The sequence below is a fragment of the Acinetobacter sp. AG3 genome (assembly GCF_022343575.1).
Taxonomy (GTDB): Bacteria; Pseudomonadota; Gammaproteobacteria; order Pseudomonadales; family Moraxellaceae; genus Acinetobacter; species Acinetobacter guillouiae.
In genome coordinates, this window is record NZ_JAKQZD010000001.1 from 4,425,654 (window position 1) to 4,446,397 (window position 20,744).

Here is a 20,744-nt window from a genome sequence, read left to right on the forward strand (position 1 = left end):
CCCTCTATTTAACCATGACACTCTAGGCGAAATAAAAAAATCCTTTACCTCGTCTCAGTTGGCATCACAATATCCGCAGACTGACACACTTCTTGCCACTTGAGTTTAAAATCATCAATGGCTTTTTGTCGGGTTAAAGGAATTTGATAAATCGGTACACCCTTTGCATCGTCAATCATACCTTTTAACAATACCTGTTCTTTTGCAGACAATGCTTCAGGATTAAAATCAACATCATCCAACGATAAACCGTTTTGACGTAACTGCATTAACATTTCGGAGGTCTGTTCAAGTAACTGACATTCTTTAGGAGCTTCAGCATGTGCGACAGAAACCAATAATAATAAAATACTGAATCGTTTCATTCTCAATTGTTCTAGTTTTTGCTTAACTTAGTTATACGATATTTGAGCTATTTTTTGAAGCAAATAGATACATATCCACTCAACTAAAAAGACAATTGACTATTTCAATTCAAACTTTCTTGAATTAGTATCAAGTGAAAAGAACTTCTAGCACGATTCAAAGGAGGTGAAATACAAAATAAAAATCATATAGATGTAACGTTCTCTTAAGATAATCATGATGCGGTACTTATTAGCGATTCAAACAAGTTAAAAGCATAAAACTGCTATTCGGGAGTGACAATGAATAACAGCGCCAATTATGTAAGACAAGTCAAAAATGCTAAACGTGGTGGATACACCCCAACTATTGCCAAAGATGTAAATAAGCATAAAATTCAGAAAGCTATCCAATTGATTGAGCAATGGAGAAAACTCGCAAACGAATTGAAACCCCAAATGCAAATAGATATGGCAATCACCCTAGAAGAATGCGCACAAGATCTGGATCATATTTTAAGGAGAAAATAAGTCTATATTTCAAAACTGATAAAGATTTATTGATTTAACCCCAAATACTCAAGGCTTACCCCTCCGTAAGCCTTTTTAGTCGGAAGATTAAAGCGATTACTAATCGTTGCTCTAGTTGTCATTACTCTAATCGCCGTTACTATTTTGTCTACCTGCAAGTTAAAAGCGATAAAATCCTTTGCTCGCTAAAAATCTAAGCATTCATAGCACACTGTATTATCAGCTTCTAAACAAGACCTGATCGCTAAGACTATAAATATTAAAGATTATTCAATTGTTTATTTTTTGGCTTGCAATCTTATAAATATTCTGTAAAATTCTCGCCACGTTGCCGGCATAGCTCAGTTGGTAGAGCAACTGACTTGTAATCAGTAGGTCCACAGTTCGAATCCGTGTGCCGGCACCATTTTTACTTAGCCTCGCTTTTTAGTGAGGCTTTGTTGTTTTTGGCTTAGGTATTTTCTTATAATTTTTTGATCTGCTTGATCTCATCATAAATCATAAAAATTATGTTTTGACCGCGCTGAGCTGTATATATCGAACGATACCCTCTTCAAATAACCTTTGACAAAATTTTGCGGTCATTTGAATTTTTATTTGATCTAACCCTCCACGCTCCGTTTTAGCTCGTGTCGCAATATATTGACTAAAGCCAGCCAATACTGCTGTGGATATATCTTCAAGCGCGGATTGCTCAAGACCATGCTGTTGCAGTGCATGATTGATTTGAGTCGCGGTCATCAGTGATTTTAAATCGACATCAGCAGCTTTAAGTAGCCATTTATATTTCATTTTTTGTTTTGAATTTAAAACTGTGTCTGAAAGCATCAACGTATGAAAACCCAAACGACCTTTTGAATTTAAAATTGGAACGACTGAATTTAAAAATAAATTTAAATCGCTGTGGTAAGCCGCATCAATACACAACACCACATCAAAGGGTTGCGTAAAGAAAAGCGCATTTAAATTTAAAAAAGATTGGCAGTGAATCGCCTTAATCTGCGGGAGTTGTTTTTGAATTTTATCGACACACTGTTGTTGTAACTCAACCGCTTCTAAGTCTTGAATTTGGTAGTGTTCTAACCAGTACTTTAAACTGGCACCTTGACCACAGCCTAAGTCCAGTACCCGATCATGTGGTGTAAGCTGTACCGCTTGTGCAAGTCGTTCAGCAAGTTGCTGACAGGCTTGAGGGTAAGAGGATGTCGTCTCATCCCAATACCCTAAGTTGGTCCAAGCACACTCAGCATCATCTCCTAACATTTTTGCATCGATTGCATATTTATGTTTTGGAAGTTTTTGCTGAATCACTTGAAGCCATTTCATTTTAAATCATTCACTTATTCAGTTATGAATTCATTAAACTTTATATGAATTCACTGGGCTTTAATAGCCAAGTTGCGGAGCCACCTCAACTTTAGGTTTTAATCCAACAAATGGCAATGGTGCACCAAAAATTTCTGCGATATGCATTGCAGAAGTTACCGCAGATTCAAGAATTGGCAAACCATCACATGACCATGAGCCACAATAGAATACTTTACGATTAGCGACTTTATGACGCGCTTGTAACTCGATGTTTAAAGCCACTGTTTCAGAATCCACCACAGCACGAGTTAAGGTCACTGTAGAAATGACTTTCTTCGGATCGATACTGGTCACAGGACGCCATGTTTGGAACACTGGAGATTTACCCACCAAACTTGGTTCAATCGAGTTCAGCCAAACCGTAAATTGTTGTTTGGTAAATTTGCGATCCATCATATAGCTCAACACAGCCCAATCTTTACGATTTGGCGGCATCACAGATGCATCGGTATGCATAACCAATTCGCCTTGCTCAAACTTAAATTTTTGCAATAAAGCGATATCATCAGCAAATTGTTGTTTATTTAAAAAGTTTTCTAATTTATTGGTCGGTGTTGCAACCACCACACGGTCAAATTGAAATTGCTCACCTTGTGCATTTTCAACCAGAACAGCATTACCCTGTTCCTCAACTTTGGTGATTTCAGAACCGCTATGAATATCAATACCTTCAATCAATTTATCGACAAAAGCAGGCGTTCCACCATGTAAACGCAATAAAGCATCACCATCGGTTAATTGCTTTAAAAAGATTAAGAGCGGTTTTGCAGGCCATTCACCAATGGTTTTAGGGTCACAGGTGCAAATGGTATAAAGCACTGGCATTACTGCACCGTGCCAAAATACCTCTTCAATGTCATTGTGATTGATAAAATCAGCAAGGGTAATGTCTTGATTTTTAGATTTAAAAAATTGAGAAATGGCGGTTTTAAGCTGCAACATCCCTTTGACTAAACGCCAACCATACTGCTTAATCCCTTTACGGTTATTGATAATGGGGAAATTACCAATACGGGTACGTGATGTGGTCAACCAAGTTTCTGTTTTGTCTTCAAATAACCAACTGCATGCCATAAAGGTACGCACTGGAAAAGTTTTTATGCCGAGGTGTGTTGCAAGGCTCAGTGTATTTTTCCATAAATGCTGATTCATCACGCGCAAAGGTGCATCAATTAAACCACCTTCAAACTCAATGCTGTGACTATCCATACCACGACCAGGTAATGCTTCGAAGATGGTAATGTTATGACCTGCATCTTTAAGAATTCTTGCGGTGGCCAGGCCAGCCATACCACTACCAATCACTGCAATATCCAAAGTTATTATCCGTGCGTAACCATTTTTTTTATTATGAGCTATAGCCGATTAAATCGCGGTATTAAAAAGTTCCAGTTTTAACTTTTTTTGTTGGAAAATTTTTAGGAAAAATCTCCATTCCTCAGTGTTTATTTAATTTTAGTGGTTTTAGGCCAAGCTCTTGTGCGACACCCTGCTTATACTTGATTGATATTTATATATATAAAAAAATACTGTTAAAAACATACAGATAATTTAACTATTTATTAAAAAAACATTTACAAATGCCAATTTATTAATTATTATTTACAGCATAAAAACGATAAATAATTCACATTTACAATAAAAACAAATAATTATGACAACACATACAATAAAAGAAACTACAGCATAAAAAGGATCTCTATAGTGTGGAATAGAGATCCTTTTTTTTACCTTGAATTTGCTTTTTAAGTAGATCAATTGCATCACTTGTAAAATGACAGCATACAAAAAATACTGAAACAACGGATATAAATTAACCAAATGAAATATATTGTGCTTTACTTCACATTTTTAATTAATTATGATGCGCGAATAACAAAACAACCCAATCAAAACAAGACATAATCATCTAAAGAAAAAAACTACAGCGTAAGAGAGCTTCTGTTCGATAAGAGCAAAGCTCTTTTCTTTTTTTAAATTTCTGACCTTTTGGTGCTAAAAATTTTAAATATAAAAAAAGCGGATTTTACAATCCGCTTTTTGACTTCTCGATATCTCATACATGGCTGAACTCATAGACTAAAGACATGCAAGCTATCCGTTATACACAAATACCTTTCATCAACATCAACTAAGCTTCCGCTACAATTTCACCAAATTTGCCATTATTGAAATCGTTAAACGCTTGCACGATTTCTTCTTTGCTATTCATTACAAATGGACCATAGCCTTGGATTGGCTCATTCAGTGGTTTACCTGTAAGGACCAAAAACTTAGCATCTTGCACCGCTTCAAGTTGAATTGCTGCATCTCCATCTTTTTCAAACATGACAATCGAGCTATCAAGTACCTTTTGTGTACCATTGAGTAGCATTTCACCTTCGAGTACAACCACCAAAGTATTGTGGTCAACTGGCACATGAATAATTTGCTCATAACCCGCTTTAAGCTGACCATCCCAAACATTGACTGGGCTAAAGGTTGAAGCAGCGCCTTGTTGTTCAGCGTATTTCCCAGCAACCACACGTAAGTGGCCTGCATCGTCATCAAAATGAATCACAGGAATATCTTGCGCAGAAATTGCTTGATACTTAGGTTGGGTCATTTTATCGGCCGCAGGTAAATTCACCCAAAGCTGAACCATTTCAAAGATTCCACCTTTTTCAGTGAATTCATGTGAATGGAATTCTTCATGAACCAAGCCTGCGCCCGCAGTCATCCACTGCACATCACCTGTTTTAATGGTTCCACCGCCACCATGGGAGTCTTTATGGGTAACTTCACCTTGATAGGCGAGTGTCACTGTTTCAAAACCACGATGTGGATGTGAACCTACACCGTGCTGTTCATGGCTAGGTGCAAAGGTATAAGGCGCTGCATAATCCAATAATAAAAAAGGACTAATCGCTTGACCTAAACGATCATAAGAAAACAAGTTTTTTACAGGAAAGCCATCACCGACCCAATGCATATTTTGATTGCGGTATACACCAATAATTCTTTTCATCTCAATACTCCTATCTCTAGGCTTTAATATGAATCCATTTTAGGTTTTTTAAAGTGATCAATACAGCAATCTACCAATACGCTGAATCCCAAATATAGGATATTCAACAGCCAAGGCTCAGTGTAGTTCTCAATCAATCATCTTATTTATGAGATTATTAATCTCAGTTTATAGGCTTAATTATCATGATTAAGCCACGTAACATGAAATCGATGCAAAATAATTTGTTTTGTATTTAAGCACAATTTAAATTTTAGTGACTTCAAGGATATAAAAAATGGGAAAACCTTACGTTCGTTTAAACAAAGATGATGCTGCGGTATTGTTAGTCGATCATCAAACTGGATTACTTTCTTTAGTCCGCGACATTGACCCAGATAAGTTTAAAAACAATGTTTTGGCACTGGCTGCTGCGGCTCACTATTTTAACCTTCCCACTATTCTGACCACCAGTTTTGAAGATGGCCCCAATGGTCCACTGGTCCCTGAGTTAAAAGCGCTTTTTCCAGATGCGCCGTATATCGCTCGCCCTGGTCAAATCAACGCTTGGGACAATGAAGACTTTGTCAAAGCGGTAAAAGCAACAGGTAAAAAACAACTGATTATCGCGGGTGTTGTCACCGAGGTTTGTGTTGCCTTTCCGGCACTTTCTGCCCTTGAAGAAGACTTTGAGGTCTTTGTGATCACCGATGCTTCCGGAACATTTAACCCGCTGACACGTGACTCAGCGTGGGACCGTATGAGCAATGCAGGTGCACAATTAATGACTTGGTTTGGTGCCTCTTGTGAGCTACATCGTGATTGGCGTAATGATATTGAAGGTTTAGGTACGCTATTTGGTAACCATATCCCTGACTATCGTAATCTGATCAACAGCTACACACAAAATACTTCTCAAAAATAAGATAATTGTTGTCGCTAGGAATGTAAGTCTTGCATTCCTCGCTTTTGTTTGTGCATTTTATTTGTACGAATTTTAAAATATTTTCCTATTAATGATACTATTTTATCATCAACACACCTGAGATGAAGCTGTGCACTCTTTTGATGACTACTATTATTTCTATCTGGTGGTAAAACATGGTGGATTTAGTGCTGCGAGTGAAGCCAGTAATATCACCAAGTCTAAACTGAGCCGACGTATTCTGGATTTAGAAGCCAAATTTAATGTAACTCTGATTCAACGCTCGACACGGCATTTTAAAGTCACACCACTAGGACAAGAATTCTTTGAGGAATGTGTAAAGATTATTGAACAGGCAGATAATGCTCAGAATGTCTTATTAAAACAAGAAATTGAATTACAGGGTCTGATTAAAATTAGTTGCCCACCGGTCATGATGGAACATCAAATTCGACCGATTCTAAATCAGTTTTTAAAAAAATATCCCAAAGTTCGGGTTGAATTAGCACTCACCAGTCGACGTATCGATGTACTGCATGATGATATTGATTTGGCCATTCGTACTAACTTTTCAAGCAATGAAGACTCCAGCATTATCGTTAGAGATGTGATTAAAACCACGCACTGTTTAGTGATTAGTCCTGAACTTTTAGGCGATCGTGAAATTCAACATGTCACAGAACTTTGTGAATTTCCAACCATTGTATTAGGTACAGATAAACAGCACTATCATTGGCATTTACATCATATTCAGCAACGTGAAGAAATTGATATTCCGTTACAGCCTCGGGTCAAAAGTAATGACTTAATGGGTGCGTATTATGCGGTACTCGATGGCTTAGGTATTGCTGATCTTCCCTATTTAACGGTAGAACGAGACATTGCTTCAGGGCGTTTAATCCATCTGTTACCAGAGTGGTGTTCCAATATCGGTGTTGTACAGTTGGTTTACGCATCACGCAAAGGTCAACGCTTAGTCATGGAAAAATTAATTGAAGATTTAGTTGAAGGTATTCGTGCCTATGCACCTAAACACGATGGTTATATTTTATAAAGCCAAGCGAACAATAAAAAAACCAGAAGTTAAACTTCTGGTTTTTCAATTCTAATCCTAGGCAATGATTAGATTTTACCGATCAAATCAATTGAAGGTGCAAGTGTTGCATCGCCTTCTTTCCATTTTGCTGGACATACTTCACCTGGGTGTGCGTGCACATATTGTGCTGCTTTCACTTTACGCAGTAATTCTTGTGCATCACGTCCAATGCCACCAGCATTGATTTCAATAATTTGAATTTTACCTTCAGGATCAATCACGAAAGTGCCACGATCTGCAAGGCCTTCGGCTTCTATCAACACTTCAAAGTTTTTTGCCAAAGCCCAAGTTGGATCACCCACCATTGGGTATTGGATCTTTTTGATTTCATCTGAGTTGTCATGCCATGCTTTATGGGTAAAGTGTGTATCGGTAGAAACTGAATAAATTTCTACACCCATTTTTTGGAATTCAGCATAGTTGTCTGCTAGATCGCCTAACTCTGTTGGGCAGACAAAAGTAAAGTCAGCAGGATAGAAAAATACCACAGACCATTTACCCAAGAAGTCTTTTTCAGACACTTCGATAAATTCACCATTTTTATATGCAGTTGCGTTAAATGCTTTAACTTCAGTATTGATCAAACTCATTTGGTCTTCCTTCAATTGGTTTCAGGGATTGCTTATCTGTGAAATCACTATACGAAAAATTATTAAATCGGTAAAACTGGAGTTTTTAATAAAAATAATCGGTTTTATAGATTTATTTTTCCAATCTTTTGGCTTGGTTTGATCGAAAATATTATTTCAAACTTTGCTTGACCTTTCGCCTTTTACTCTATAGATTTTCTTTTTGAGTGGACTTTAAAAAATGACGTTCTCAATTCTTTTGGAGCAATTCCAAAACCTTCCTTTTGGTACAGACGCTTTTAAACAACTGAAAATAAACTGTGAATCTCAAATTGCTCATTCTGAGTCTGATTTTGAGAAAACGGCGATTTTTATAATTTATGGTTTTGCCAAAAACTATGTTTTACTCTATGAAGATCAAGCCATTACTGCTGAATTTGCGGCAAAAGCAAAAAACCAATTGCTAGGCTATATGCAGCAACTGGACACAGCAATTCAGACTCAAGATCGTGCGACCATTCTTAATCACTTAGATCAAGTCACAGCGCACTATATGCAAAGCTCACGAATTTTTTAATCACAGCATCCATGATTTAACAAGCTTGGTTATTCAGCCTTGTTGTTACTGATATACGCTTTCTAAACTGCACCAAGCCGCATGTGCCAATGCTGCTTGGTAAACTTTTGGCGTGGCTTTCACTTTACCTGACAACCATGCCCGACAATAACTTTCTGTCGATCCAACCATAAATGACAATAATAATTCATGGGGAATGTTCTTGATCACCCCATAATCTGGTTGTTGTTTCATCCAAGCCAATAAGTGCTGATTACGTAAATGATTCTGCTGTTTTAGCTGATCCCGTTGAGTACTTTTAGAAATACTAAAATTGGCAGTATATAAAAATCTAGCGAAATCAGGATAATCCATCACCCAGTCTATATAACTTGCTGTCATCACTTGGATACCCTGCTGTAGACTTTGTGCAGACAATAATGCTTGATCACGGCGTTCTGCTTGGTCTTCTATGGCTAAAATATACAGGGCTGCCACTAAACCTTCTTTATTTTTAAAATGGTGATAAATCGCCCCCACACTGGTTTGCGCACGTTCACGGATCATTTCTATTGTTGTCGTTTCAATCCCATATTCTAAAAAACAGGCTAATGCTTCCGTTAAAATCACACGTTTTAATTCTGCACGACGTCCACTATAACGACGTTCCAACAAACTTTGATTATTCATGTACAGCCTTTGATTTTATTTAAGCATTTTCTATATGACATTTTACGCGATTCAAATCGTCTGTCGAGCCAATAACAGAATTTAATTCTGTATTAGAATAATATTCTGTAAAATAAATAATATTCTGCAAACTAAATAAGGAATACAACAATGAGCCAAACCCTAAAACTGTGGAATAGATTTAAAAATAAGCCTGCTGGCAAATGGACATTTTCAAAATTATTATGCTTAAAAGCGCCTTATTTCAGCAGTATTTCACCTGTTTTTGAACGACTCGAAACGAATTATGCTGAAATTAAAATTAAAAAACACCGTGCTGTACTCAATCATATTGGTACAGTCCATGCAATTGCCATGTGCAATATGGCTGAACTTGCTGGTGGAACCATGACCGATGTAACCGTACCTTCCACGCATCGTTGGATTCCCAAAGGGATGACAGTTGAATATCTAAAGAAGGCTGAAACTGATTTAATTGCGATTGCCACGCCTGTTGAGCGCAATTTTCAGTGGAATCAAGGCAGTGATTATTTGGTCAATGTGGAGGTCAAAGACACACAAAATAATCTGGTGTTTAAAGCTGTGATTACCATGTGGGTTTCTGCGAAAAAGTGATTGTCTAAAACCAAATCATGAGATTCATAAAAAAACCCTTTGTTTTCACAAAGGGTTTTGATAAAGCTTGACCGTTTTTATCAATTAAAACGGATATATATACTAAAAATAAATATATTCTTATATTACAATTAATTATAGTAAAACGTAAAGTATTTTGTCAATTTTTTTATTGTAAATTTAACAAAACTACTTACTGCACAATACGACTAATATGTCACAAAGACACCTCCATAAAATTAGTGTTAATTAAATGGTCGTTTTCTTTACATTTAAAACATGATCCTAGAATTACATTTCTTATTCAAAATAACGTAAAGAAATTGCGATAATAAATCTATGTAAAGTTTAGGTACGTTTTATTATGATTATTGGATATGCTCGGGTCAGTACACATGACCAAAATCTAGATTCACAATTAGATGCACTCCAGAAGGCAGACTGTGAACAAATTTTTCAGGAAAAGATAACAGGAAAAACTAAGGATCGTCCTGAATTGATAAGTTGCTTGAAAGCTCTAAGAAAAGGTGATGTTCTGGTTGTTTGGAAACTTGATCGCCTTGCCCGTTCATTAAAAGATTTAGTCGAGATTATTACTGACTTAAATCAGCGTGAGATAGGCTTTAAATCGCTTACAGAGGCAATTGATACCACCTCTGCTACTGGCAGGCTAGTGTTCCATATTTTTGGAGCATTAGCTGAATTTGAGCATAGTTTAATTCGTGAACGTACCATAGCAGGTTTAGATGCAGCGAGAGCAAGAGGACGTAAAGGTGGGCGCAAACCATCCATGTCTAAAAAAGATATTAAAAAGGCCCAAGCTATGTTACGAGATCCTCAAATTACTAAAACAGAGGTAGCAAAACATTTTGGAGTAAGCCGAGTAACGCTGAATAGCTCACTGAATAAATCTTAGAATTGTTCTTAGTTGCTATCTAACAAGAATTTCATATATTGGGGATGTATTGTCTTAATATCTATCCCTAACCCTTGGAATAGTAAACTAATTGCGTTTTCTTTTTCTATTTGTAGTCTATTATTAAAATCTTTTAAATTTTTGGAATCAGCGTCACTATAACAATGCTGATAGCCTGAAACTATCTGCTCCATCCTAGTTATAGTTTTACTAAAATTTAGCTTCATTTTAATATTACTATTGATATTCGTTAGATGACTTAGACTATCTCTAACATTTTCAATGACATGAGGTGGAATATACCAGTCATATTTTGAATTCTCATATCGTAAGTCTAATCCTAAAAAATTTACTGTTTCCTTTTCAGGAATAATCTGTGTTTTTGACTTTTCATCAATTTCAGGAAGTGTTAAACCTAAGTTACTCAATTCTTGGAAAACTAATTCAAATACATCTTTACACTGCTGTTCGGAATCAAGAAAAAATATCAGATCATCCGCATAACGGACATGTTTATATTTTTGCTTAATAAGCCAATTATCAAAATCATTTAAGTAAAATGATGCTAGTAAAGGTGATAAAGGCATCCCTTGTCTGACACCTTTCCCAATCTTAGACTCAATTAGCTTTTTATGCGTCTTTGCATATTCATGAGGAATACTTGGATCACAGCAAATTATGGATTCAAACAAATAGAGTATGTCAGTTGATATATTTTCTCGTATTTCCTTTAACAAAGTTGACCGAACTAAATTATCAAAAAACGAGGCAATATCTGTTTTTAAAACAAAAGGCTTTGTATTTCTTAAATCTTTTGCCTTTTGTCTTGCTCGAAATATACCTACACCTGAAACAGAAAAATCGTTAGATTTAAGTATAGCTAACTCATGTTTTAAGTTCTGGGCAATGTAATCAATTAAAATCATCTGCACTAGACGATCTCTAACGGTTGGTATGCAGATTAAACGTGGCTTTTTACTAGGATTCTTTTTATTCTCAATAATTACAGGATACAGTTTTTGAAATCTATAGCTTTGAGTTTCAATTAATTTTATTAAAGACTCTAATTGAACATTTAAATTATTCTCAAATTCTTTAATTGAAACATAGTTGGTATGATATTTTTTATCATAATTTTTAATATTTTTTTGTTTGAAAATTTTAAATTTTTCATCAAAATTTTCTTTAACAAAGTCTTTAAAAAACATAATTTTATATCTCTTTCTTCTCCATTGCGTCCTTGTAAAGCTATCTCGCAACGGTTAAAAAGGGACACATCCATTCAAATGGTAATAGCTCTTCTCATCGGTGATAAGACTAGCCAGTCCATCCTCATGGTTCTGTTCTGATGCACATTTCTGTGTTGTCGAGCGAACCAATGGTTTACAACAGTGTGAGCAATTTATTGCCATCTTTTTTCTTGAAATGCTGCTATTAGTATAACATAAAACAACATCGAGAATCAACACAAAAAACTCCACAATTATCAACATAACTACATGATTTTCCTGATAATTTTTTGACGAGAATATCAAAACCAACTGAAACAACCACTTGACAATATAGAGAATATCGGTTCTCCAAACCGCCCGTAGCCCCACGCCCACCATCTTGAAAAAGCCAAGTACCCCCCAAGTAATGATAGCAAGGGGACTGTTACATCCATTCAAATGGTAATAGCTCTTCTCATCGGTGATAAGACTAGCCAGTCCATCCTCATGGTTCTGTTCTGATGCACATTTCTGTGTTGTCGAGCGAACCAATGGTTTACAACAGTGTGAGCAATAGTAGGGTTTTAACCGACCATTTAGATATTTGAAATATATAAGAGTATTTGTATATCAGCAACATAGAATAAACAATGAACTGTAATAAATAGTAAAAAGCCATTTAGATAAATCTAAATGGCTTTTTATTTCTAGATATCCAACTTCGGTAAACTTCTCACAATTTTCATTGTTTCCAAGCTGACTGTAATCACACGCAAGAACAAATCCAATGGGTATCTAGCATCACCCATAGTTTCAATTGCCCAATCATTTGCATCGTTTACAATACCACTGTCTTTGTGTGTAGAAACACCTTGACGCTCCATAACCCATTCGAGTGCTGACTTACCATTAACCACATAGTCATACGCCTCTACAGGGATTCCACGAATAGTGATCGCATTGTTATAAACCACTGTATCTTTTTGGTCTTTTTTCGGGAATTTCATTTTAGTCACATAGAAGTCTTTATCTTCTAAATGCTTCAATGATTTATTACCCAAGTCCAATTTGGCTTTGTACGGCTCAACAGTTTCGTAGTTTAAATGCCAATGTGCTAAGTCACGCCCCGCTTTAGAAAACGCCCAAAAATCTTCGGCTTTGTTCACACAAGGGATACGAGGTAATTCTTTAGTAAGATTGTCAGCATAACGACTACGATAATCTTCACTGTGCAATAAACCATACACATAGTAGAAAATATCTTCCTTGCTAATCGTTTCAGTCGGGTAAGCATCTGTGAAATGCTTTAAGCCTGCATCACTAATTGCATCTTTACGATTATATTGACCATCTGAGTTTTGAGCATCGGCTTGGCTAAACAAGTCAGCATCATTAGCTTTTACGGTGTTTTCTTCATAAAGGTAGAGTGGGAAGCATTGACCTTTTTCGATTGTATCTAAGCTTAAGATATTATTGCTGATTATCGTTGAAAATCCTGATCTAGCTCCAATTCCTGAAAGTTGAATTATTAAATTATTCGCATCTGCTGTTGGAAAAATTTGAGGCATCTGTAAAACCATTTCATTTAATCTACGATTAAAATACATCCATGATTTGATAAATGGTCTATATGTAGCACTATAAATCGACTTTCTTTCAAAAGATAATCTTTTATCTTTTTTAAGGTCATTTTTTAAAGCTCTAGTCCAACTAATTTTTGTTGAATCAATATTGATTAACTCACCTACATCCTTATTAGGATTAGCTTTTAGTAGTGGTTGGATACGATTGTTTTCAGCATTATAAAATTCAATTAATTTATGAACATTAGCTTCTAATTTTTGTTGTGAATATTGATAAACCCAAGCATCACGATTGGTTGCTACACCCAGTGAAAAATTATTAAACAAACTAATTGCTGTTTTAACTTTCTTATTTCCAATTTCAATAAATTCATTAAAACTATCATCACGTTGGTTTACCCAATCATTATGTGTATCAGGTGTAATGGTCACCCAACCATCAATCGTTGAGATACCATTGATACTAACTAGGTCGGAAATTTTTTCTAATTTTTCATTCCGTGTGAGATCATTACCTATGCTGTGATAATAGATTTGACCTTGCAGCTTAGAATTTGGATTCTTTACAAGAATTGAAATAGCTATACCAGCCATACTTCCATTACCAAAAACATTTTGCCCTTCCTGAGCAAGCCCTTTACTGAGCATATTTTTTCTAATATCACCCTTCAAATTAAATATATGTAGAGAAGAAAACTCATTCATTAGACTTTTTCTAAAACCATCCATAGCTGATTTTTCAATAAATCCACCATTGGTTACAAATCCGATTACACCACGGTCTTTAATACGATCACTTGCCCATCTGAATGCTCGAATATACGAATCATATAAACCTTTGGATAAAGTTGCTTTTGAATATTTTGCGTAAGTTTCTTCGATACGATTATCTAGGAAAGGATATTTTACATTGGCATTATCATCATTTGCGCTGGATTGCCCAATTGAATATGGTGGATTTCCAATTATCACCCGAATATCCAATTCTTTTTGGCGTTTACGTCTTGCACTGTTATCTACTAAAACCTTGCTTACCAAATCTTCTTTTTCGTACATTTCAAAGGTATCGGTTAAGCAAATCCCTTCAAATGGCGTGTATTCCATTTCAGGATTAATGGTTTTGATTTGATCGTGATATACGGTTTCAATGTTGATTGAAGCAATGTAGTACGCTAATAAAACAATCTCATTGGCATGGATTTCATTTTTGTATTTATAGGTCAAACGATCCGAAGGGATTAAGCCTGATTGGAGCAAACGGTTAATGAACGTGCCTGTCCCTGTAAATGGGTCTAATACATGGACATTGTCATCAGCAAATGTTTTTCCAAATTCGCTTTTGAGTACGTCATTCACACTATGGATAATAAAGTCCACCACCTCTACAGGGGTGTAAACAATCCCTAGTTTTTCAGTCATGCGTGGGAAAGCATTTTTAAAGAATGAATCATATAGGGTTAAGATGATGCTTTGCTTACCCTCGGCAGTATTAATGCCTTCTGCTCGCAGTCTGACTGATTCATAGAATGAGTTAAGCGTATCTGTTTCTTTATCCAAATGATGCTCATTCAGCGCATCTAGCACCTTTTGCATCGCTAAACTCATTGGGTTGTGTTCAGCAAAGCTATGATCTTTAAATAGGGCATCAAATACTGGTTTGGTGATTAAGTGCTGTGCCAACATTTCAATGATTTCAGCATCAGATACGCTATTGTTTAAGTCATCACGTAATTCATGAGCAAATTCATTAAATGCCGTAATTTCATTCGTATTAGCAGGATTTTCAAGAATGGCTTGAATGCGATCGATATGAGTTTTAGCAATTTTCGCTACATCACTTGCCCAATCTTCCCAATGATGACGATTACCACATTTTTTTACGATCTTGGCATATAAAGCACGTTCAATCTCACCTACTTCAAAGACCATTTCCTCTTGAACTGGTATTGGAGTTTCTGCTGTACCAATAGACGAACCTCCTCTGGCTTGTGCTTTGGCCCTTTGTTTTTTACCTTCACTTAAACCTGTAGTGTTTGTTTCACCTTCGCCTTGTTTTGGTTTGGCTTTTTTAGTCTTTTTAACAACCTTATCAGCAACTGCAATAACTTCCATGCGAGATACATCTTTGCCATTAAACTCTAACTTGTTGATCATCGCATCAAAGCGGTCATCATGCGCACGTAGAGCGTTTAGCACTTGCCATACCACACGATAGGCTTCATTAGAATTTAACGCCTGTTCAGGCTCTACACCCGCAGGAATCACTACAGGTAATATGACATAACCAAGTTGCTTACCATCAGCTTTACGCATGACACGTCCAACAGATTGCACAACATCGACCTGTGAGTTGCGAGGTGTTAGGAAAAGAACTGCATCGAGTGACGGAACGTCTACACCCTCTGATAAACAGCGCACATTAGACAAGATACGACAAGTATTTTCAGGGGCTGGTTCTTTCAACCAAGTGATTTTTTCTTTCTTCTCGGTTGCGTTCATCCCTCCATCAACATGTTTAACTTCGCAATTAAGTTTTAATGATGGATCAATATATGGATCTTCTTCTGTTCTGTATAAATGATCCATTTCCGCTTGTTGATATGCTTCAACAACAGCACTAAACATTTCCGTGATTTGCTTAGAACTAACTTTATGTTTTTTGCCTTTATATTCTTTTTCAATTACCTGACAGAAAGCAACTGCACGTTCCATTGGCTTAGCAATTGTACCGTCAGGATTATATAAACCTTGTTTGGCGAGAGCTTTCCAACAACCAACAATTTTTGCAGCATCATCAACTTTTAGTGAATTGTTTTCGTCTTTTAATAAGCCCTGTAATTGACGATTAATATGGCTTTCTTCAACAGCAAGTACAATTACCTTATAGTCACATAAAATGTCCATTTTTACTGCTTGTGAGAATGTTATGACATATAGATCTTCGCCATACAGCGATTTATCATCCATTGAGCAAAGTGTCACACCCTCTGTTTCTTTAGCTGTATCACCATAAATACGAGGAGTAGCTGTCATATATAGACGTTTCTTGCCTTGTACATAATCATTATTATGAATACGCACAAACTTGGATTCATCATCTCCCTCAAAAGTTGCTCCTGTGGTACGGTGTGCTTCATCACAAATGATTAAATCAAATTCAGGGAATCCTACTTTTTGTGCTTCTGCAATCACATCAATAGAATGATAAGTTGAGAACACAACATTCATATCCTCATTCGCTTCATTCGGTTTAAATAAATCTCTTGCCCGAAATGCCTTAACTAAACTTTGGGGATTGGTTGTAGCAGGGAATTTTAAGTCACTAATCCCGACTACAATATTGTCATCATCTTTTTTCTTACCAACATCACTATCAGAACAAACTGCAAAACTTCGGATACCTAATGATGTTTGTTGAGTCCACTCATCAAGCGTTTGACTAAGTAATGCAAGACTAGGGACTAGAAACAATACATTTTTGCCACGACCTGCCAGTTCCTCGGCAATACGCAAAGAGGTAAAGGTCTTACCCGTACCACATGCCATAATAAGCTTGCCACGATCTGCCTCAGCTAATCCATATTTGACTGCTGACAATGCGGGACGTTGATGATCTCTTAAACTATTTTTTTTACGAAATATAGGCCTCACATTTGAATCAAAATTAAACTGTGACCAGTCAATTAAACTGCCTTCTAAATCTAATAATGAAATAGTCGCAACAGGTGGGTGCGCATCCACTAAAGACGATTTGGCATTATCAGTCCAATCATCCGTAGAAGCTACGATATAGCGATATGTAAAATAGGATTTACCAGAACCACCTAAAAAGCTATCAATATCTTTCTTCTGAATTTTTGTAGTGTTGTAATTTTTACATTGGATTGGATGAAATTCACCATCAATTGTTACCGCAACCAGGTCAATACCATAGTCACGTTTATCAGTAATATTTAACTCTTCACCGTACTTTTCCACCCAATTCGAATAAGACAGAACTTCTGTGTAAATTTCGGCATATTTAGGTTCATTTAAGAAATATTGAATCATCAAATTCTCAAATGAAGTACCTTTATCTCTATTTGTAAGGCTAATTGTTTCAATTGATTGAAGTAAATTTGTTAAAGCTGACATTCAGACCAAGCTCCAAATTATAAAGTGCTTTTATCACTTAAATTTAAAAATGTATTGATGCGGAATTTAACATATTTTTAAATAAAGCATTTGAAAATATGAGGTTTTAAAGTTTTTTTAGTAATCGAAATAAGAACGTTATATGAAAAAAACAAATAGCTAGTTGAGCATATTTCTAGTCTTATTGCCTACTTTATCTACCTGAAAGATACTTTCCAAATGAATAAAAAAGTCAGTACGATCGTCATCATTTCTAATTGATTGAATATTCTCTGGCGTATCCTCGTTCTCATAACTTCCTCCTATTCCTAGCACCTAGAAATAGGAGGATAATCATCTAGATAGCTATTCAAGCCTAGGAGTATTATTTCTGCTTCGAATATAATTTACTCTTACTGTCATACTGATAAAGTACAATTTTATTTACTGTAACCGTCCGATCATTGTCGTTTAAATCCTTTCCCTTATAATGAATTTGGAATGGATAAAATTGCTGTCCGTTTTTCTTAACTTTGATTGCTGAAGAATAGCCATACTCTGGTTGTTCTGAAACTTTTCCTTCTTCAAACATTTGTTCAACAATATAGCTTTCTTCATTTAACAGAAGCAGTGACCATACGCTTTCCCCATAACCATTACCGTAATAACCATCAATGGTGTAGCTTCCTAGTGTATTGTTTCCAAAAGCTTGTAAATTCCTCTTAAACTCTTGGGCGTTCCATGAGGTTCGACCATATCCCTCGATACTTTCAATTCCCCCTTGGGCTGTTTTTGAAACCATTTGGAATTGTCCATTGCCCAACTTTTTAAAGAGATATAATTCCAAAGTACCTCGTGTAGTATGTGAGGTTTCTATCCTGCCTTCGATTGCTAAAGTCACTTCTACAGGGACTAAATAACGGGTTTCGCCCTGCATATTTTGGTATGTAAAAATAGGGGCGATACTGATCACAGCGTCAGTGAGATCGTCCAAGTCACTAGGCTTATTAACATAGTAATATTTGCCACTTCCCCAATAATCATCTTTTTTTCTTTCTCTGGATGATGTCACTTTATAAAAACTTCGGGCAATGGTATCCGTATTTAGGTTAGGAAGTACCACTTGCTTAAAGTTTTTAGGCTCAAGCGTGGATGTATTATAGTATTTAATAGCCGTTGTGGCTGTTTGTACTGATGACGTTTGAGTGGTATTGAGCTGTTGTGCTTTAGCCTGCAATGTATTGTATAACTTGACTGCTTCAGGTTGTCCCTGCCGTGCAGCACTTTGCAATAAGGCTATACCTTTTTCTGCATCCTGTGGCACACCATCTCCATTTAAATACATGGTCGATAATGCGTACTGAGATGGGGCATAACCATTAGCGGCTGACTTGGAGAACCATTCAGCAGCTTTTTTATGATCTATGGGTACGCCATTTTTACCTAGGTAGTAAAGCATCCCCATATTATGGTTACTTTGGTTGTTATCTCCCTTTATTGCTACTTGAGACAGAACATAGTTTAACCCTGCTGACAGATTCACTTTTTTGGTTTCAGCACATACTGTTGAACTAGTTACGACCATACCAGTAGTCATAACAATACTGAGCATTATTTTTTTCATCTGATTCTTATCCTATATATTGTTGTTATTGATAATGATCAGCCGATAGTAACTGACGGATTTCACTTGCCATTTTTGGACTACGCCAAGGGAACAGCACCTTAAGGCTATAGTTAGGTTTAAATTGATCTCGTGTTCCAATATTGACTTGGAACTCACGCTTCATTGGTGTTCGATGTTCACGCTGATTAACATGTGTACCCATCATCGGGTTACTGATCACGGTAGTCGTGGTTCTGAAGCGATCTTCGACCAAGTTGTAATGACCTACAGAGGTAATGTAATCAAAAGGATATTTAACTAAACGTTGATCAGGCTGATCAAAAAGAATGATGGTCTTGTCTTGGCTATTAATCCAGACTCCACGATTTTGATAATTAAAGGTTTCACCCTGACGTTTGAGCTGCTCGGTCATCCCATCAAAGTAGGTATTTCCGTATTGATATAGGTAGTAAATGATCACAAACCAGAATAGGTCAAAGCCAAAGAAGACATAGGCGAAAGCGCCAAAAGAAAAAATCTTGGCAACAATTAAAAAGATCACAATCGGTAAGACTACACACTTTAAAAATAGCTTGGATTTCTTTGGGTAGTTTTCGATTGGAATGATTTTTGGTTTCGTTAATTCAGTCATAGTTATTCTCACACATGTTTAATGCAATAACTCACAATCACAAGGGGGACATAAAAATAGGTATTTTTTATAGGCGTGACTTAGCCATCCACCTTATGAATTGTTCTATTTAAAAATGTTGTTTTTAATACACCTAATTAAGAATTAGCTCTGTATTCCCCATTGTCTGAAATAATGAGGCTGAACATGTGGCGAGGCACAGATGAGAAAAAATGAATGAGACATGATAAATTCCTATATGCGAATAAAGGTTCTACCAAATCACTGTCAAATGATGGTGGTAGAACAAAGAGGGGGTTGACAGACTGGGCATATAGAACCAGCACGCACGAAGCGTCCCCCTCCCGTTCTACCGCAAAGGGGGAACACGAGGGTTTCGCACATAAACCCACACTTGAAAAAGTATGAATCAGGTACGCTATACGCCACGGCCTGTCAAAACCGACTGACAATTTAGGTCAGCAAAGGAATGATAGTTTTAAGCAGCCGCTCAGTCAATTACTTTGATTTTTAGCGGAGTCAGAAAATAGTATTCACTGATTAATTAATCTTATTTATACTTAAAATCAATCCGAACTTTTCTTGCTCATCGGCTCATTTAACTTAGTAATACTTAGTCCATACTTGTGGGCGTTGTATTGCCAAACTACAAACTGTTCCAATAGCATAGCGTTCTCTTTTTCCAATCTGGCATTCTTAGCTTCCAAAGCCTCAATTTTAGTTTGAGCAATTTTTAAACTAGCAGGTAATTTCTGTGTTGAATTATTTTTAACCTCCGTAGCTTTGGGTTTTTTGCATTGATCATAGGCATTCTTTACCCGCACATATTTCTGTAAAGTTTGACGAGTTGGTGCAGGCACAAGTTCGAGCTGTAGCTCAATGGCCTGACATAGCCGCTCCCAAGTCAATTTCTCATCTAGAGGCCAATAATCAAGAAGCTCAACAATATTTTCGATGTCATGATCGGTTAAATGCTGTGCCAT

The 20,744-nt window shown here is 36.4% G+C and carries 17 protein-coding genes and 1 tRNA gene; 7 read left to right on the plus strand and 11 right to left on the minus strand.

Going from position 1 to position 20,744, the window contains the following annotated elements; translation table 11 throughout:
* Window positions 1-44: 44 nt before the first annotated feature.
* Window positions 45-365 carry a hypothetical protein gene (locus L3V46_RS20640; RefSeq protein ID WP_239046644.1) on the minus strand — a complete coding sequence of 107 codons (321 nt, stop codon included), beginning with the start codon at window positions 363-365 and terminating at the stop codon, window positions 45-47.
* 282 nt (window positions 366-647) lie between these two features.
* Here L3V46_RS20640 and L3V46_RS20645 point away from each other — a divergent pair, with 282 nt between their 5' ends.
* Both L3V46_RS20645 and L3V46_RS20650 read left to right on the plus strand, forming a co-directional pair.
* Window positions 648-875, plus strand: a complete 228-nt coding sequence (locus L3V46_RS20645; protein ID WP_004718547.1) for a hypothetical protein — start codon at window positions 648-650, stop codon at window positions 873-875.
* A gap of 330 nt (window positions 876-1,205) precedes the next feature.
* Window positions 1,206-1,281: transfer RNA gene (locus L3V46_RS20650), tRNA-Thr, on the plus strand.
* A gap of 101 nt (window positions 1,282-1,382) precedes the next feature.
* On the opposite strand, the gene L3V46_RS20655 is transcribed toward L3V46_RS20650, so the two are convergent.
* From L3V46_RS20655 to L3V46_RS20665, 3 genes are all read right to left on the minus strand, one after another.
* Entirely contained in the window at window positions 1,383-2,201 is an 819-nt protein-coding gene (locus L3V46_RS20655) for a methyltransferase domain-containing protein (protein ID WP_239046645.1), read from the minus strand.
* A 60-nt stretch (window positions 2,202-2,261) separates the two neighbouring features.
* Window positions 2,262-3,560: an FAD-dependent oxidoreductase gene (locus L3V46_RS20660; protein ID WP_034611315.1), complete on the minus strand. Its 1,299-nt coding sequence runs from the start codon at window positions 3,558-3,560 to the stop codon at window positions 2,262-2,264.
* Between the two features lie 814 nt (window positions 3,561-4,374).
* Window positions 4,375-5,250 (minus strand): pirin family protein, encoded by an 876-nt coding sequence (locus L3V46_RS20665; protein WP_239046646.1) that lies wholly within the window; start codon window positions 5,248-5,250, stop codon window positions 4,375-4,377.
* A 277-nt stretch (window positions 5,251-5,527) separates the two neighbouring features.
* On the opposite strand from L3V46_RS20665, the gene ycaC reads away from it, so the two are divergent.
* Together ycaC and L3V46_RS20675 are read left to right on the plus strand one after the other, a co-directional pair.
* Complete coding sequence (ycaC, locus tag L3V46_RS20670; protein ID WP_239046647.1) at window positions 5,528-6,154, plus strand: isochorismate family cysteine hydrolase YcaC; 627 nt, start codon at window positions 5,528-5,530, stop codon at window positions 6,152-6,154.
* 130 nt (window positions 6,155-6,284) lie between these two features.
* Window positions 6,285-7,208 (plus strand): LysR substrate-binding domain-containing protein, encoded by a 924-nt coding sequence (locus tag L3V46_RS20675; protein ID WP_239046648.1) that lies wholly within the window; start codon window positions 6,285-6,287, stop codon window positions 7,206-7,208.
* A 68-nt stretch (window positions 7,209-7,276) separates the two neighbouring features.
* Here L3V46_RS20675 and ahpC read toward each other — a convergent pair whose 3' ends face one another.
* The gene (gene ahpC, locus L3V46_RS20680; protein WP_004718560.1) at window positions 7,277-7,840 is read right to left on the minus strand and encodes an alkyl hydroperoxide reductase subunit C; all 564 of its coding nucleotides are present in this window, start codon (window positions 7,838-7,840) and stop codon (window positions 7,277-7,279) included.
* Between the two features lie 220 nt (window positions 7,841-8,060).
* Between ahpC and L3V46_RS20685 the strand changes: the two genes are divergently transcribed.
* Window positions 8,061-8,396, plus strand: coding sequence for a hypothetical protein (locus tag L3V46_RS20685; RefSeq protein WP_239046649.1), 336 nt, complete (start codon window positions 8,061-8,063; stop codon window positions 8,394-8,396).
* A 45-nt stretch (window positions 8,397-8,441) separates the two neighbouring features.
* On the opposite strand, the gene L3V46_RS20690 is transcribed toward L3V46_RS20685, so the two are convergent.
* A complete protein-coding gene (locus tag L3V46_RS20690; protein WP_239046650.1) occupies window positions 8,442-9,065 on the minus strand; it encodes a TetR/AcrR family transcriptional regulator in 624 nt (207 codons plus the stop codon).
* Between the two features lie 150 nt (window positions 9,066-9,215).
* Here L3V46_RS20690 and L3V46_RS20695 point away from each other — a divergent pair, with 150 nt between their 5' ends.
* Together L3V46_RS20695 and L3V46_RS20700 are read left to right on the plus strand one after the other, a co-directional pair.
* Window positions 9,216-9,680, plus strand: coding sequence for a hotdog fold domain-containing protein (locus L3V46_RS20695; RefSeq protein WP_034611305.1), 465 nt, complete (start codon window positions 9,216-9,218; stop codon window positions 9,678-9,680).
* 364 nt (window positions 9,681-10,044) lie between these two features.
* On the plus strand, window positions 10,045-10,596 hold the full coding sequence (locus tag L3V46_RS20700) for a recombinase family protein (protein ID WP_008941071.1): 552 nt from the start codon (window positions 10,045-10,047) through the stop codon (window positions 10,594-10,596).
* 8 nt (window positions 10,597-10,604) lie between these two features.
* Here L3V46_RS20700 and L3V46_RS20705 read toward each other — a convergent pair whose 3' ends face one another.
* The 5 genes from L3V46_RS20705 to L3V46_RS20725 form a co-directional block, all read right to left on the minus strand.
* A complete protein-coding gene (locus tag L3V46_RS20705; RefSeq protein WP_008941070.1) occupies window positions 10,605-11,804 on the minus strand; it encodes a reverse transcriptase domain-containing protein in 1,200 nt (399 codons plus the stop codon).
* Window positions 11,805-12,514: 710 nt separating this feature from the next.
* Window positions 12,515-17,524: a type ISP restriction/modification enzyme gene (locus L3V46_RS20710; RefSeq protein ID WP_239046651.1), complete on the minus strand. Its 5,010-nt coding sequence runs from the start codon at window positions 17,522-17,524 to the stop codon at window positions 12,515-12,517.
* A gap of 364 nt (window positions 17,525-17,888) precedes the next feature.
* Entirely contained in the window at window positions 17,889-19,127 is a 1,239-nt protein-coding gene (locus tag L3V46_RS20715) for a tetratricopeptide repeat protein (RefSeq protein WP_234623393.1), read from the minus strand.
* A 25-nt stretch (window positions 19,128-19,152) separates the two neighbouring features.
* A complete protein-coding gene (locus tag L3V46_RS20720; RefSeq protein ID WP_130066764.1) occupies window positions 19,153-19,761 on the minus strand; it encodes a hypothetical protein in 609 nt (202 codons plus the stop codon).
* Between the two features lie 566 nt (window positions 19,762-20,327).
* On the minus strand, window positions 20,328-20,744 hold the full coding sequence (locus L3V46_RS20725; RefSeq protein ID WP_234623394.1) for a hypothetical protein: 417 nt from the start codon (window positions 20,742-20,744) through the stop codon (window positions 20,328-20,330).